Below are 14,623 nucleotides of genomic sequence, written 5' to 3' on the forward strand. Positions count from 1 at the left end.
TTTTTTAATTAATAACAATGTGTTATTAACGTTCCCAATAAGCTTCTTCTAGGCTATCTTCACGCTCAGGTAAGCCACGAGAAAGACGAGGTGAATACTGGGCTAATACTTCATAACTTACACGGTTTGCGTACAAACAAACTTGTGAAAATGATGAGTAAGTTAGGAAAGAATACTGGTGCTTACTTGAATTTGGCACGTTTTCTTTATGGTAACGGTTAGCAGACATATCATGTAATAACGCAGATAATGCACCATCACCAGCACCGTTAGTATTTTTAATACGCTCTGGGCCACCCATATATGGAGCGATATGTGAATAAACCTTAGTTGGGTTTTCACACGTTGCTTTAATCATTGGACGACTAAATTCGTAACGGTTAAATTCAGCAATATCACCTGGTAATAGTGGCAACGCAGTTTCACGTTTTGCTGACTCTTCAGTATAACCCGCAGTGTATAACCCAACAGGGCCCGCAGTACATAGTACAAGATCAACCCACTCAAGAGTTTTATCTGCTGCAACAAGAGGATCTGACTCGCCAGTTAATGCTTCGCCTTCGTCTTCGTTCATTGCAACCACAGTAACATGATCACGTAAGAAATCACGCCACCACTGTGGATCATCTTGAATAACGAATTTAGTACCCAATGTTAATACAACAGGCACATCATATTTTTTCGCGTACTCAATTGCTTGCATTGTTGCAGCTGGCATTGGGTCGCCTGGCTTACAACGAACAAGATAAGCGGTCAGTACTAAAGCTGATGCGTTTTCAAATACGCACTCAGGAATACTATCAGGCTTCAGTTGGTTCATTCGACCTTCGTTAATTGCGAAGGTACGCTCACCATCTTTAGAAATCAGCGCAAAACAACGGCCAATAGGACCATCTACAGGTTGTAAATAGTTCATATCCATACGGCTTGAGGTATTACAAAGATAACGGTACGCATAGCTACCAATTTCAATGTCTTTACTCATCACGCCTAATAATACAGATTTATCATCGGCTAATACTGAATAGTTATGTAAAGTATTACCGATTGTGCCGCCAGCAAACTCATGAGTCACAAGATTATTTTCTTTTAGCTCATGGTAAAGCGCTTCAGCTTTTTCATCAGTAATAACTAATGAATGCCCTTTACTTAGCTCATAACGTTCCAGAAACTCATCATCAACGTAGGCTTCAATATCAACCAATGTTTGATCGATACCCACAACATGAGTACGTGTTAAACGCTTCTCTATCTTCGTTTGACTTAGAAGTGGATCGCGAGCATGTACGGGAAAATAATGCTTAGATTTTCGTTGGCCTGGAAATTTCATGTCAATGGGCTGTCAAGTTGTAAATTTTGCGAATTCTATCACAGAATTTGGTACATAAAAGCAAAAGCTATCATAGGTTTTGCGAATAATAGCCATAAACAATAACGCAAACGTTATCGTCAAGGGAATAATTTTCCTGTCGCTATCGGCATTACCATCCTTGTGTATGCTGCTTAACCAAGCTTTCCATCATTGCTATATGAGCAGAATCATCATTTAAGCATGGGATCAAATTAAACTCTTTGCCACCTGCCTCAATAAATACCTCTTTACATTGTTCAGCAATCTCTTCTAAGGTTTCTAAGCAATCAACCGAAAAAGCCGGGCACATTACATCCAACCGTTTTATGCCTTTTTCTGCTAACGAGCGAATCGTCGCTTCAGTATACGGTTTTAACCATTCTTCACGCCCAAAAATAGATTGATAACTCATGCTCATTTTTTCTCGCGCCATATCAAGCGACTGAGCAAGTAACACGGTTGTTTGATGACAATGATCTGGATAGGGATCGCCATTATCTGCATAACGTTGGGGAATGCCATGATAAGAACATAATAAATAATCTGGTTGTCCTTTCTCTGCCCAAACTTTTTCAACAGATTGAGCTAACGCAGCAATATAATCAGGGTGATCATAATAATGGTTCACAAACCGTAATTCGGGTAATTCAGGCACTGTTTTCAACTCTTTAGCAATACGATCAAAAACCGCAGCTGTTGTCGTCGCTGAATATTGAGGGTATAGCGGCAACACAAGTATTTGTTTGCACCCTTGTTGCTTTAATTGCTGCAAGCCTGATTGAATACTCGGCTCACCATAAGTCATTCCTAATGCAACAGGAACATTAAGCTTTTGTTGTAGGGCTTGTTGCTGACGACGAGAATACACCATTAACGGTGATCCATCATCCATCCATACTGATTGATATAATTTAGCCACTTTAGGTGAACGTATTGGTAAAATAATGCCATGCAAAATAGGACACCATAACCAACGCGTCATATCCACGACTCGCTTATCATGCAAAAATTCAGCTAAAAACTGTTTCACGCCAGCAGTTGTTGGTGCATCAGGAGTACCAAGATTAACCAGTAATACCCCATAGTTATTATTTATTGTCATCGGTATTTATCCTTTATCTTTACTCTATTTATTCCCGTCGCTGAAAATACGTTATTTCCAGCCTCAAACGAATACATTTCAGCAACAAAAAATACTCAATCTTGTTATAACATCTTATAACACCCGTATATTAAAACCAAAAAAAACGAGCATTACCAATTGGTAAGCCCGTTTATTTACATCGTTATTAGCTATTATAAATATTAGCTAATCAACAATGTTATTTATGCTAGTGCTTTCTCAAGCTGTGCGCTTACTTCAGCAACAGGTAAAGTACCATCGAATTTAAGGTACTTAGTGTTACCAGCCGCTGCTTCTTTACCGTAGTACTCGATAAGTGGTGCAGTTTGGTTATGGTATACCGTTAGACGTGCACGAACAGTTTCTTCTTTATCATCTTCACGGATAACAAGATCTTCACCTGTTACGTCATCTTTACCTTCAACCTTTGGTGGGTTGTAAACAGCATGGTAAGTACGACCTGAAGCAAGGTGAGCACGACGACCCGCCATACGCTCAACAATCACATCATCAGCAACATCAAATTCAATAACGTAATCTACAACAACGCCATTTTCTTTAAGACCATCAGCTTGAGGAATTGTGCGAGGGAAACCATCAAGTAGGAAACCTTTTGCACAATCTTCTGCAGTGATACGCTCTTTAACAAGACCAAGGATGATATCGTCAGATACAAGTTGACCTGCATCGATCACTGATTTTGCTTGCTTACCTAGTTCAGTGCCCGCTTTGATTGCTGCACGTAACATATCACCAGTAGAAATTTGAGGAATACCAAATTTTTCCATGATGAATTGAGCTTGAGTACCTTTACCTGCACCTGGAGCACCCAGAAGGATAATGCGCATTGTGTTCCCCTTTAAAATAGAGTGGAGATTTGCAAAAAACTGAAAATACACTGATTAGCGCTCAGTCGCAAGCTTGGTACTGTGACCAAGCTGCGATTGAATGATTTATCAGAATAGTCTGTGATTTTGATTGGTTAATTGATTATTTAACCAACAATTTGTTTACGGCAGCTAAGAACTGTGAAGGATCGTCCATTGTGCCACGCTCAGCAAGCATTGCTTCACCAAACAAGAACTCAACCCAACGGCCAAAGACTTCTTCGTCAGCTTCATCCGCCATTTGCTTCACTAAGCTATGCTCTGGATTTAACTCAAAGATGTACTGCACTTCTGGTGCTTCATGACCTGCTGCTGCAAGCAATTTCGCCATTTGCGTGCCCATTTCATTTTCATCTGTCACCATTACCGCTGGCGTATCATGCAGTTTAAATGTTGGACGTACTTCTTTAACCCGCTCACCAAGGTATGTTTTGGTACGCTCAGTTACTGATGTGAATTCTTTTTCTGTTTCTTTTTGCTTTTCTTTTTCTTCTGCATTATCAAATGAAGATAGATCAAGATCAGATTTTGTGATCGCTTGGAATTTCTTACCTTCAAACTCAGGTAAGTGACCCATTAGGTATTCATCAATACGATCGTACATCAAAATAACTTCTAAGCCTTTCGCACGGAACTGCTCAAGGTGTGGGCTGTGTTTCGCCGCATTGAAGTTATCTGCAGTTAAGTAATAAATTTTATCCTGACCGTCTTTCATGCGGCCAAGATAATCAGCTAATGAAACCGTCTGCTCTGCTGTATCATTCTCTGTTGATGAGAAACGTAACAACGTTGCAATCTTATCGCGGTTGCTAAAATCTTCAGCTAAGCCTTCTTTTAGCACCTGACCAAATTCTTTCCAGAATGACTGGTATTGCTCTGGCTCATTTTTCGCCATGCGCTCAAGCATTTGTAACACACGTTTAGTACACGCTTTACGTAGTGCTTGAGTTACTTTGTTGTCTTGTAAAATTTCACGAGATACGTTTAGAGGTAAATCATTTGAATCAATTAAGCCGCGCACAAAACGTAAGTACGTTGGCATGAACTGCTGAGCATCATCCATAACGAACACACGTTGCACATACAATTTAAGACCGTGTTGGCCATCGCGGTTATTAAGATCCCACGGTGCTTTTGATGGAATGTATAATAAGCTAGTGTAATCTTGCTTACCTTCAACACGGTTATGACTCCATGCTAATGGCTCGGCATAATCATGGGCGACGTGGTTGTAAAACTCTTTGTACTCTTCATCGCTGATATCAGACTTATTACGCGTCCACAGTGCCTGCGCTTTGTTAATTTGATCCCATTTTGTTCCAGTAACCTTGCCTTCTTCATCTTGTTCTTCTGTTTGAATAAAGACAGGAATACCAATGTGATCAGAATATTTACCAACGATCTCACGTAAGCGGTGCTCTTCTAAAAACTCTTGTTCATCAGCACGCAAATGTAAAATGATATCAGTACCACGGGTCGTTTTAGTGATGGTTTCGATGCTGTAATCACCTTCACCTGCTGATGTCCAGCTTACGCCTTCTTCGGCATTCACTTCAGCACTACGAGTATTGACTGTAACATTATCAGCAACAATAAATGCTGAATAGAAACCAACACCAAACTGACCAATCAGTTGTGAATCTTTGGTTTCATCTTCATTTAGTTGAGCAAAAAATTCTTTAGTACCTGATTTAGCAATAGTCCCTAAATGCTCAATCGCTTGTTCACGCGTCATACCAATACCATTATCACTAATGGTTAATGTACCCGCATCTTTGTTAACTGATAGCTTTACACATAAATCAGCATCGTTACCGTAAAGCGCTGTTTGAGACAAGGCCTTAAAACGTAATTTATCAGCAGCATCAGATGCATTGGAAATCAATTCACGTAAAAAAATCTCTTTATTAGAGTAAAGAGAATGAATCATTAAATGCAGTAGTTGTTTTACTTCCGACTGGAAGCCACGTGTTTCCTTTTGATTATCAACTGTTTGCTCGCTCATTTCGACTCCAAAAAATTTATGAGTAGTATATAAAGATAAATATGGTCAAACTGTATGATTTCAACCTAAAATAACATGTTTTTTATTTTTATATTTTTTGAGTAACGGTTTTATATTTTTAGATTCAGATAGTATTCAGAAAAAACATATAAAATACTATTTATATAAAACCCTTGGCAAGGCTAAACCAATGACGGCAAATGCAACTAAGTATTTGATTGGAAATCGTTTTATTTTCGATCCTAATGATAACAGCTTAATAGATAAATGTGATAATAATGAATTAACTCGACTTGGTAGCAATGAAAGTCGAGCTTTAAGTTTGCTCATTGAAGATCCTAGCCTAATTATTACTCGCCAACGAATTCATGATTATGTATGGCGTGAACAAGGGTTTGAAGTCGATGATTCGAGCCTAACGCAAGCGATTTCGACCTTGCGTAAGGCATTAAAAGACTCAACAAAATCACCTGAATTTGTAAAAACAGTGCCTAAACGTGGCTATCAAATGATTGCTTCTGTGGAGGGTTACATCTGTCAAAAACAGTTATTAGAACCCGAAACAAAGACTGATGAACCAGCGGTACTTTCTACACCACCAGAATTTGAACCGATACTTTCTTCACCACGTAAAGAAGCGTATAGCTATACACCTACAACTGCACATTATCCTCAGGATAAAGTATCAGAGGAAAATAAGTCGACATTGATCTCGTGGAAAGGTTGGTTAGCATTAGCGATTGCGTTTGTATTGCCAATTATTGTTAACCTCAGCATGCCACCAAAATCTGTTGCTTTTACACCTTTATTTGATGTTGATGGGGTAACTATTTATGCGTCTAAAAATAACACTGAAATCAAACAGTGGCAGGATTTAATCCGAACTTGTGTAAACAGTTACATTCAATATCACAATAATCCAGAGATGAAACCGTCGGAAGTTATTGTGACTGGCGGTCAAAATAACCAATTGTATTTAAACTATTTACATAGTAGTAAGCAGCCTGCAGAAAATGTCACACTGCGTTTACTCACGAGCGGTAAGGATAACTCAAATTTATGTCGCTAACGGCTTCTAACCAAATAACCCGTCTTTTACACAAATACTGGCCTTTTTTGATTTTAATTAGCTCAATTACTCTGTGTTCATGGGTTTATTATTCAACAGACTACAAGCAACAACAGTTGTTGATGTCGCGTGAATGGCAAAGCACGACGATTAGTCAAATAGAATCATTACCACAATCGTCACTGCAAGAATTACGCAAAGTAAAACAAAGCAGTAATATGGTATTTTTACCTAACCATACTTATTCTCGAATCACGATTCTTGAGTTACACAGTGATGAACCACAACCCCTAACGATCCATATTTCAGAGTCAGGTCGATGGGATGTCAGTGGCGGCTATTTATTAACAGAACCATTAGAATTTAAAGATATCACATCAGGTTCAAACCATGATTTTGATAGTAAACAGCTAAATATTATTAGAGATATCTTTAGGATGAATGCTCAAGAAAGTCGGCGCATTGACACTATCAACGAGCATACCTTATTACTGACTAGTCTCACTCATGGCTCTAAGGTGTTGTATTCAACAAAATAATCCCTTAACGCTTAAGACTATATAAATAGCAGTAAATAAAAAACCGCGCTCAAAGAACGCGGTTTTTTTATTGCAATAATAACCATGGCTACAATCGCTGCCGTCCAGCAAGAGAGTGTGATAGCGTGGTGCCATCAACCAATTCTAACTCGCCACCAACGGGTACACCGTGAGCAATTCGGCTCGCAGGTACATTATATTCATGACAAAGTTCAGCAATATAATGGGCAGTTGCCTCGCCTTCAACCGTTGGGTTGGTAGCTAAAATTAATTCATTAATTGCTTCTTTTTGTAAACGAAACTCTAGCGTATCAAGACCAATATCAGCAGGACCAATACCATCAAGTGGTGATAAATGGCCCATTAATACAAAATAACGTCCTGAAAATTGACCGGTTGCTTCTACTGCTACAATATCTGCAGGGCTTTCGACCACACAAATAATACCGTTCTCTTTACGCCGAGGGTTATCACAAATTGCACAAACATCATCTTCGGTAAACGTACGACAATCACGACAATGACCAATCTCAGTCATGGCTTGATTTAACGCATCAGCGAGTTGTAAGCCACCTTGACGATTTCGTTGTAGCAAATTAAAAGCCATCCGTTGTGCTGACTTAGGGCCAACCCCAGGCAAACAACGTAAGGCTTCCATCAAATGCTCCAGTAAATGACTGGTTCGCATTGATTAAAACGGTAGCTTAAAGCCAGCAGGTAAATTCATACCGCCGGTAACACCTGCCATTTTTTCTTTTTGTGTTTCTTCGATACGACGTGCTGCATCATTGAATGCCGCAGCAATCAAATCTTCAAGCATGTCTTTATCATCTTCCATTAGACTTTCATCAATTTCAACACGACGAACGCTGTGGCTGCCTGTGATAGTTACTTTAACAAGGCCAGCACCAGATTCACCAGTAACTTCCATGTTAGCAACTTCTTCTTGCATCTTTTGCATGCGCTCTTGCATTTGCTGCGCTTGCTTCATCATGTTGCCCATACCGCCTTTACCAAACATATCTCTTCTCTCTCTATCGGGTCTGGTTAAAAATTTTAAACAGGTCTAATACTTTCTTCATCCAGTTGTGCAGCAAAACGCTGACAAATGAAATTAACATTAGGATCGTTAGCTAAACTGTCTCGCGCTTGTAGCAATTTTTGTTGGTACAAACTTTCGCGTAATTCAAGCGGTGTCTGACCTTGCTCGCCTAAAACAATCGACAATTGTACAGGTGCTTGTAACACCTCACTCAAGGCACTGTTTAATTGTGCCGTCGCTCGATCAGCTTGCAAATGTTTCTGAGCTGAACGTAAATACAATGTAATGTGATCATCCACACGTTCAAAAGCCGAATTCAATGCTAATTGCTGAATTAATTTTGGCACATCAAGCTGAGTGACTAACTGTGACCAACTATCCTGATTTGCAGCTTCATTGACAAGTAATTTCGCCATCTCAGGCGTTTTTTCATGTTCTAAAGCGCGCTTCAATACTCGTGGGGTTAACTCAGGCTTAACATCGGCCTCTAACGCTGGCTTTGCCATCGGTTTCCAACGATATTCATCGTCTTCAGTCGCATTATTCGCCACTGTCGACGCCGGCATCGCATGGGATTTCATTGTTGGCATCGAGGTTTGCTTACTCGCAATCCGATCCATCACTGAAGTTGCGACTTTTTTAGCTGGCGTCGTTAGATCCTTTTTTGGCGACGTGCTCGTTGTTTGTCCGTCTTGGCCACGTTTGGTCTGACTACGTAATTGATTACGCGCGGCTAATAACCCTGATGCTGCCGATGGTCGAACAGGCGCAGCATCTATTGATGGTTGCGTCACCGGTTGTGGTGGCTGTGGCACTGATGATTGTTCCTGTGGCGCAGGCGCAACAATAACGTCAGGCATTGGTGCTGGAGCCATCGGTGCTGCCGACTGAGGTGCGACAACAGGTGCTACCATTGATTGAATATTATTCGTTGCCGGTGTTTGCATTTGTGCTTTTAATGCTTGTACTCGCGAGACACCGCTGGTCGCGGGTGCCACTAACGGTGCAGGCTGACTACTCGGCACCACAATCGCCTGAGGCGTAATACTGCCACCACTAACAGGACGGAAAGCAAGCATACGCAATAACACCATTTCTAAGCCAGTACGGCCATCGGGTGCAAACGACAGATCTTGACGCCCTTGTAAGCAAATTTGATAACACAATTGTACATCTTGTGGTGTCATCAATTGGCTCAATAAATTAATTCGCTCAGCATCAGGTAAGCTATCATCTAAACTTGCTGGTAATGCTTGGAACATTGCCACTCGGTGCAATTGTGCCGATAATTCACGTAATAAACTGTCCCACTCAATACCGATCGAGGCTAACTGCTGCAAACTTGCCATTGCAGTATTAGCATCAGCTGTTGCCACCGCTTCAAGTAATGACAACGCTTGATCGGTATCTAATGTACCTAGCATTGTCGCAACAGTTTCAGCACTAACATTACCATTACCCAATGCAATCGCTTGGTCTGTTAAACTTAATGCATCACGCATACTGCCTTCAGCTGCACGAGCTAGCAACGCTAATGCACGCGCTTCATACTCGACTTTCTCTTCCGTTAGGACTTTATCGAGTTGGGCATGGATTTGTTGGTGATCAAGATGTTTTAAATGAAACTGTAAGCAACGCGATAAAATCGTTACTGGTAATTTTTGCGGATCAGTCGTCGCCAGAATGAATTTCACATATTCTGGTGGCTCTTCTAATGTTTTCAATAATGCATTAAAACTATGACGTGAAAGCATGTGCACTTCGTCAATCAGATAAACTTTAAAGCGACCACGTGCAGGTTTATACTGCACGTTATCCAACAATTCACGTGTATCTTCAACTTTAGTGCGTGATGCAGCATCAATTTCTAGCAGATCAACAAACCGTCCTTCATCAATTTCACGACAGGTTGTACATTTACCACAAGGCGTAGCTGTGATGCCTTGCTCACAATTTAACCCTTTAGCAAAAATACGTGCAATCGTCGTTTTACCTACTCCACGCGTACCACTAAAAAGATAAGCATGGTGAAGCCGATTTTGCTCTAAGGCATTACCTAGTGCAGTTAATACGTGTGATTGTCCAACCACATCAGCAAACTGGTAGGGACGCCATTTTCGGGCCAGAACCTGATAACTCATTTATAAATAACCTTAATCAATCTGGACTGCATCTGGTGTAACGAAACTCGCCACTCTTTCTTTTATTCTCGCCATCATAGCTATAATGATAGTAACCGATATCGATCATTATAAAACAAAGAAAATAAACGAAATAGTAATGAGGTATGTAAAACATTGAAATCAGCATCAATGCTAGCATAGTGCTGTTTAGTGAGCGAGAGGGCGCTAGAGTAAGCGCCCAATGATTAGCCAACTATCACCTTAATAGGAAATATGCTTAAGCTATAGCGTATTAATTAGTGACCAGGAAAATCACAAATAGAGTAAACGTCAAGACCCAAGCCTTGTAGACGCGCTTCACCGCCGATATCAGGTAAGTTGATAACAAATGCCGCATCCTTAACATCACCGCCTAAACGGCGTACTAAGTTAGTGGTTGCTTCAATTGTGCCGCCCGTCGCCAATAAATCATCAACAAGTAGCACTTTGTCACCCGCAACAATCGCATCTTTATGAATTTCTAGCGTGTCTTTGCCATACTCAAGTTCATAACTTTCAGCGATCACTTCACGCGGTAATTTACCCGGCTTACGTACAGGTACAAATGCAACCCCAAGTGCTAGAGCTAAAGGTGCACCAAATAAGAAACCACGAGCTTCTGTACCAATAATCTTAGTGATGCCTTGATCTTGATACTTTTCAGCTAAAATCGCAATCGTAGCGCGATACGCTTCAGGTACTTCCATTAGGCTTGTTACGTCACGAAAAAGAATACCTGGCTTAGGATAATCTTGAATTGATTTAATGCTATTGGTAATTAAATTTAATGTTTCTTGATTCATCATTCTTTCCGTACTTACTCTGACGGCAAACAGAGTAATCTTAAGTTAAAGCCTGCTAGTTGCAGACAAAGCATAAAAATAGAGCCGTTAATAACAGCCGTATTTTTATGTGACAATCGAGCATTTTATGAGTTTTCGTCGAGTTCGGCAACTGACACAGAATCAGGTTGAATATCAACAATGGGTAAGCGATTAAAACAGTACAATAAAACCACACATCCCGTCAGTAACATCCCCTTATGCCACCATAATGGCACCATAATAATAGAGAAAGTAAAACTGAGCACGATCATGATCAATCCCCGCCGTTTCACAACCGATGTCACGGCTCCATGCTGATGCCAATTAACTAAAATAGGTCCCAGTTGTGGGTGTTGATGAAGCCAATGATTTAACTTAGGCGAGCCCCGCATAAAACATGCGCTAGCTAACAATAAAAACGGCGTTGTAGGTAATAAGGGTAAAAAAATCCCCATGACACCTAAGACGACGGCAATCCAGCCAATAGCGACTAAAATATAGCGTACCACTCGACTATTCACCTTTTTTCCTTCGTTCAAGCTTTTATTACCTCAATCAACCTATTAAACAACCCTAATATTTTTCCTATTAGGTAATTTACTGCGTGTAACGATAATTAGTTTTAATTGTTAATATACCGCATCATTCATTAGTAAGCGTTATATCTCGCAGTAAATTAAACAATATTTATTAAATTCGTTTAAAGAATTGATTCAAATCACAACAGTATATTGAATCTCGATTAGACTAATAAACATAGAGATACTGCATTAGATACTTATTTAATCGCAGTATAACAACACCCAATCAAAGCATAGCTAATATTATTAATCACTAGCTTTCCTATTGAATATCATCACTATGGCTATCACCGATATGAATTATAAAAATTTTCAGTATCCGTTAGAAACTGAATACTCATCGCTAGCAGAAAAATTAAAAAATGAAATGCTAATCAATCATTTAAATAATAATGCCGACACAATAGATAATACCGATCTCAATGATCTTATCGTAATGGCTAAATCGTCCTTTATTCCTAATCTTTTTGATATGGCAATACGATTAGAAAAAGTAGATGCTGCAGTATGCTCATTTAAATTAGGAATGTATGGCTTATGTGCTGATTGTGAAGAAGAGATTGAATACAGCGATCTCGAACAAGATCCAGCCCAGCCTCGATGCAAATCATGCCGTGAACATAGTCGTTATCATCACGATTAACTATCACTAAAAGTCATATTGTTATTACGAATAAGTAAAAGGCAACATAAGCTGCCTTTTACTTTTAAATCACAAAATCATTACATCACTACACTGTAATTTCTGCGTAACGACTAATTAAAATCTTTTTCGGCCATCCAAATTTTAAACGCTTTTTTATCTTCTTTAGACGCTTTGGTGTACCACATCTTAAGCTGTATTAATGCATCGCCTGTGATTTCAACTTTCCCCGTTTCATTATCAACATTCACTGAAACTTGTTGTAAATCAACAGCATTACCCTGTTCAATCACAATGCCATTATCGCGATTATAAGCAGCAATAACCGCTTCAATATCACTGTATGCGGCAAAACCATCACCTTGCAACTCAACCCCAACCAATGGCTTTGTTACACCATTTTCAAGGGCTAATTGCCATGTTGCACCACGTTCAAAAAAAGCTTTTGCTTGTGATTCAGTTGTTAGTCGAGGCAATATTATTTCAGCATTCTGATCCGCTAAATCAATATCAAACAAATAAGGACGAGTTGTATAAATTGTTGTTTTTGAACCACGTTTAACGTCACCATCAAAACGAACTACAACTTGGTGTTTACCGTCAGTTAACTCAACGCTATCAACCTCACTCCAGCCTTGACCTTTCACTTCTTTACCATCAACGGCTAATAACTTCACTTTATCCGCCACCGTCAATGTTGCAGCTTGTGCCGTTACTGAAAACAATGCCATTAATAGCCATAGATTTTTTTTCATGTATTAATCCTTAATATTTTTATTGGCTGATTATTGTTATCACTACTATCTGTTGTCAGCGCGATAACAATAACCACCCTCTGCTTAACAAAACAAAAAGTAGCAAAAAGCCGCCAAGGAGGCGGCTTTATATAACGATTCTTATAAACAGATTAGAATGTTACTTCAATACCAGCTACGTAGCCGAAATCAGAGCTACGTGATTCACCATTTTCTAGGAACTTAGCGTCAGTTGTACCGATTTCACCGTATACGTTAACATTGTTATGCATTTTTTGAGTTACGTTAGCATATACTGCGTAAGTATCGCCTTTCTGATCACGACGATCATAATTGTTGTAACCAATAGCAAACGTTGTTTTATCCATCGTGTAATCAGCAGCAATTTGGTAAACATTTCCACGTAACTTATCTACGCCTAATGCATTTTTATATTCAAGTTGACCGAAAGATGCGGCTAAACCAAATTGACCAAATGCATATTCAGCTTCTAGGTTGTAACCCTCAACATCAATAACACCAGCTGGTTTAAATGTTGTTCCAGGAATATTGTCAGCAGTATAGTAGTAAACACGTGCGTCAAGACCACCAACGCGGTAACCAATACGCGCATCAGTTACGTAAGTATTAACATCACGAGAGATATCACCACTACCGTCAGAAATTAGACCATTGTCTTTCATATCATGAGAAGCACCAAAGTAGAAAGTACCGTTATCATAAACATACTTAACTACGTTGTTACCATTTGTTTGTACGAAGTCAATGCCTTCAGAACCTAACTCATAATCTTTACCAATACCTGAATCATCAGATACTAAGTATTGACGACCAAATGTTAACGTACCGAAGTTACCAGAGAAACCTGCCCATAACTCATCACTCGTTACATCGCCATCTTCGAATTCAAAAGCCATACCAGCTACAGTTGTTAACTGCTCTGAAATTTTAATGCTTGTTGTTAACGCAAGATCTGCATCATCAATACGGAATTTAGCATCATTTTGTGGTGCATAATCTTTCCAGAATTGTACTTCAGCTGCGCCAGAAAGATCAACTTTAACGCCATTTGCATCGTAAAGGTTGATGCCAGCATTCGCAGAACCAGCTGCAGTTAGAACTGCTAGCGCTAATAGAGTTTTTTTCATGATATGTCCACTGCCTTTCTTATTGTTGTAAATCTCAGTCCTGAGATTCCCTGTCCTTATATTCCCCTGTCATGAGTTCTATTTTTAAAACAAAACACTAAAACACAAAGGAAGTAATTTATGGCTCACATCCTGACAGAAGTTCAATATTTTTGTCAAATAATCTAAATTAAATATAAAAAAACATAAAACACATCACAAAAACAAATAGTTACGAAAAATAGATTCGATATTAATCACAAAGAAATAAGTAAAAAAATGCAATTAACATTAAATTAATACCTATGAACAGCGGTGTTTTACATAACTAATCAACCTAAAAACACAAAAAAAACAGCATAAAACACTGTGCTAAATTCAAATGAGCAGCATTTAAATTTACTAGCAGAAAGTGCCTATAACGCAAATGTAATAGAAATAAAAAATCGTGAGCGATGCCTCACTTTAAAATATAAATAGCGTAATTTTTGTTACCGCTCACATTTAGTGCTTCA

Annotated in this window: 14 protein-coding genes; 3 read left to right on the forward strand and 11 right to left on the reverse strand. The window is 39.3% G+C overall.

Annotated elements, in window-relative coordinates; translation table 11 throughout:
• Positions 1-25 precede the first annotated feature (25 nt).
• The 4 genes from ACJZU6_RS11725 to htpG all read right to left on the reverse strand — a co-directional run bounded on the left by ACJZU6_RS11725 (position 26) and on the right by htpG (position 5,366).
• A complete protein-coding gene (locus ACJZU6_RS11725; RefSeq protein ID WP_080156868.1) occupies positions 26-1,330 on the reverse strand; it encodes an inosine/guanosine kinase in 1,305 nt (434 codons plus the stop codon).
• Between the two features lie 151 nt (positions 1,331-1,481).
• Positions 1,482-2,453, reverse strand: a complete 972-nt coding sequence (gene hemH, locus ACJZU6_RS11730) for a ferrochelatase (protein WP_080156869.1) — start codon at positions 2,451-2,453, stop codon at positions 1,482-1,484.
• Positions 2,454-2,677: 224 nt separating this feature from the next.
• On the reverse strand, positions 2,678-3,322 hold the full coding sequence (adk, locus tag ACJZU6_RS11735; RefSeq protein WP_036795529.1) for an adenylate kinase: 645 nt from the start codon (positions 3,320-3,322) through the stop codon (positions 2,678-2,680).
• 142 nt (positions 3,323-3,464) lie between these two features.
• Complete coding sequence (gene htpG, locus ACJZU6_RS11740; protein WP_080156870.1) at positions 3,465-5,366, reverse strand: molecular chaperone HtpG; 1,902 nt, start codon at positions 5,364-5,366, stop codon at positions 3,465-3,467.
• A gap of 190 nt (positions 5,367-5,556) precedes the next feature.
• Here htpG and ACJZU6_RS11745 point away from each other — a divergent pair, with 190 nt between their 5' ends.
• Positions 5,557-6,435, forward strand: a complete 879-nt coding sequence (locus ACJZU6_RS11745) for a transcriptional regulator (protein ID WP_080156871.1) — start codon at positions 5,557-5,559, stop codon at positions 6,433-6,435.
• Positions 6,426-6,974, forward strand: coding sequence for a regulatory protein ToxS (locus ACJZU6_RS11750; RefSeq protein ID WP_080156872.1), 549 nt, complete (start codon positions 6,426-6,428; stop codon positions 6,972-6,974). The genes ACJZU6_RS11745 and ACJZU6_RS11750 overlap by 10 nt, the downstream gene beginning before the upstream one ends.
• 88 nt (positions 6,975-7,062) lie before the next feature.
• Here ACJZU6_RS11750 and recR read toward each other — a convergent pair whose 3' ends face one another.
• The 5 genes from recR to ACJZU6_RS11775 all read right to left on the reverse strand — a co-directional run bounded on the left by recR (position 7,063) and on the right by ACJZU6_RS11775 (position 11,523).
• Entirely contained in the window at positions 7,063-7,662 is a 600-nt protein-coding gene (gene recR, locus ACJZU6_RS11755) for a recombination mediator RecR (RefSeq protein ID WP_080156873.1), read from the reverse strand.
• Positions 7,663-7,665: 3 nt separating this feature from the next.
• Positions 7,666-7,995 (reverse strand): YbaB/EbfC family nucleoid-associated protein, encoded by a 330-nt coding sequence (locus ACJZU6_RS11760; RefSeq protein ID WP_045041700.1) that lies wholly within the window; start codon positions 7,993-7,995, stop codon positions 7,666-7,668.
• Positions 7,996-8,030: 35 nt separating this feature from the next.
• Complete coding sequence (gene dnaX / locus ACJZU6_RS11765) at positions 8,031-10,157, reverse strand: DNA polymerase III subunit gamma/tau (RefSeq protein ID WP_408900311.1); 2,127 nt, start codon at positions 10,155-10,157, stop codon at positions 8,031-8,033.
• A 278-nt stretch (positions 10,158-10,435) separates the two neighbouring features.
• Positions 10,436-10,981 carry an adenine phosphoribosyltransferase gene (apt, locus tag ACJZU6_RS11770; RefSeq protein WP_080156875.1) on the reverse strand — a complete coding sequence of 182 codons (546 nt, stop codon included), beginning with the start codon at positions 10,979-10,981 and terminating at the stop codon, positions 10,436-10,438.
• A gap of 125 nt (positions 10,982-11,106) precedes the next feature.
• A complete protein-coding gene (locus ACJZU6_RS11775; protein ID WP_255418333.1) occupies positions 11,107-11,523 on the reverse strand; it encodes a YbaN family protein in 417 nt (138 codons plus the stop codon).
• A gap of 355 nt (positions 11,524-11,878) precedes the next feature.
• Between ACJZU6_RS11775 and ACJZU6_RS11780 the strand changes: the two genes are divergently transcribed.
• On the forward strand, positions 11,879-12,226 hold the full coding sequence (locus ACJZU6_RS11780) for a conjugal transfer protein TraR (RefSeq protein ID WP_080157183.1): 348 nt from the start codon (positions 11,879-11,881) through the stop codon (positions 12,224-12,226).
• 113 nt (positions 12,227-12,339) lie between these two features.
• Here ACJZU6_RS11780 and ACJZU6_RS11785 read toward each other — a convergent pair whose 3' ends face one another.
• Complete coding sequence (locus ACJZU6_RS11785) at positions 12,340-12,981, reverse strand: DUF2057 family protein (protein ID WP_408900312.1); 642 nt, start codon at positions 12,979-12,981, stop codon at positions 12,340-12,342.
• A gap of 152 nt (positions 12,982-13,133) precedes the next feature.
• On the reverse strand, positions 13,134-14,129 hold the full coding sequence (locus ACJZU6_RS11790; RefSeq protein ID WP_408900313.1) for a porin: 996 nt from the start codon (positions 14,127-14,129) through the stop codon (positions 13,134-13,136).
• Positions 14,130-14,623: the final 494 nt, after the last annotated feature.

The organism is Photobacterium piscicola (assembly GCF_046058925.1).
In the GTDB taxonomy this organism is placed as follows: domain Bacteria; phylum Pseudomonadota; class Gammaproteobacteria; order Enterobacterales; family Vibrionaceae; genus Photobacterium; species Photobacterium piscicola.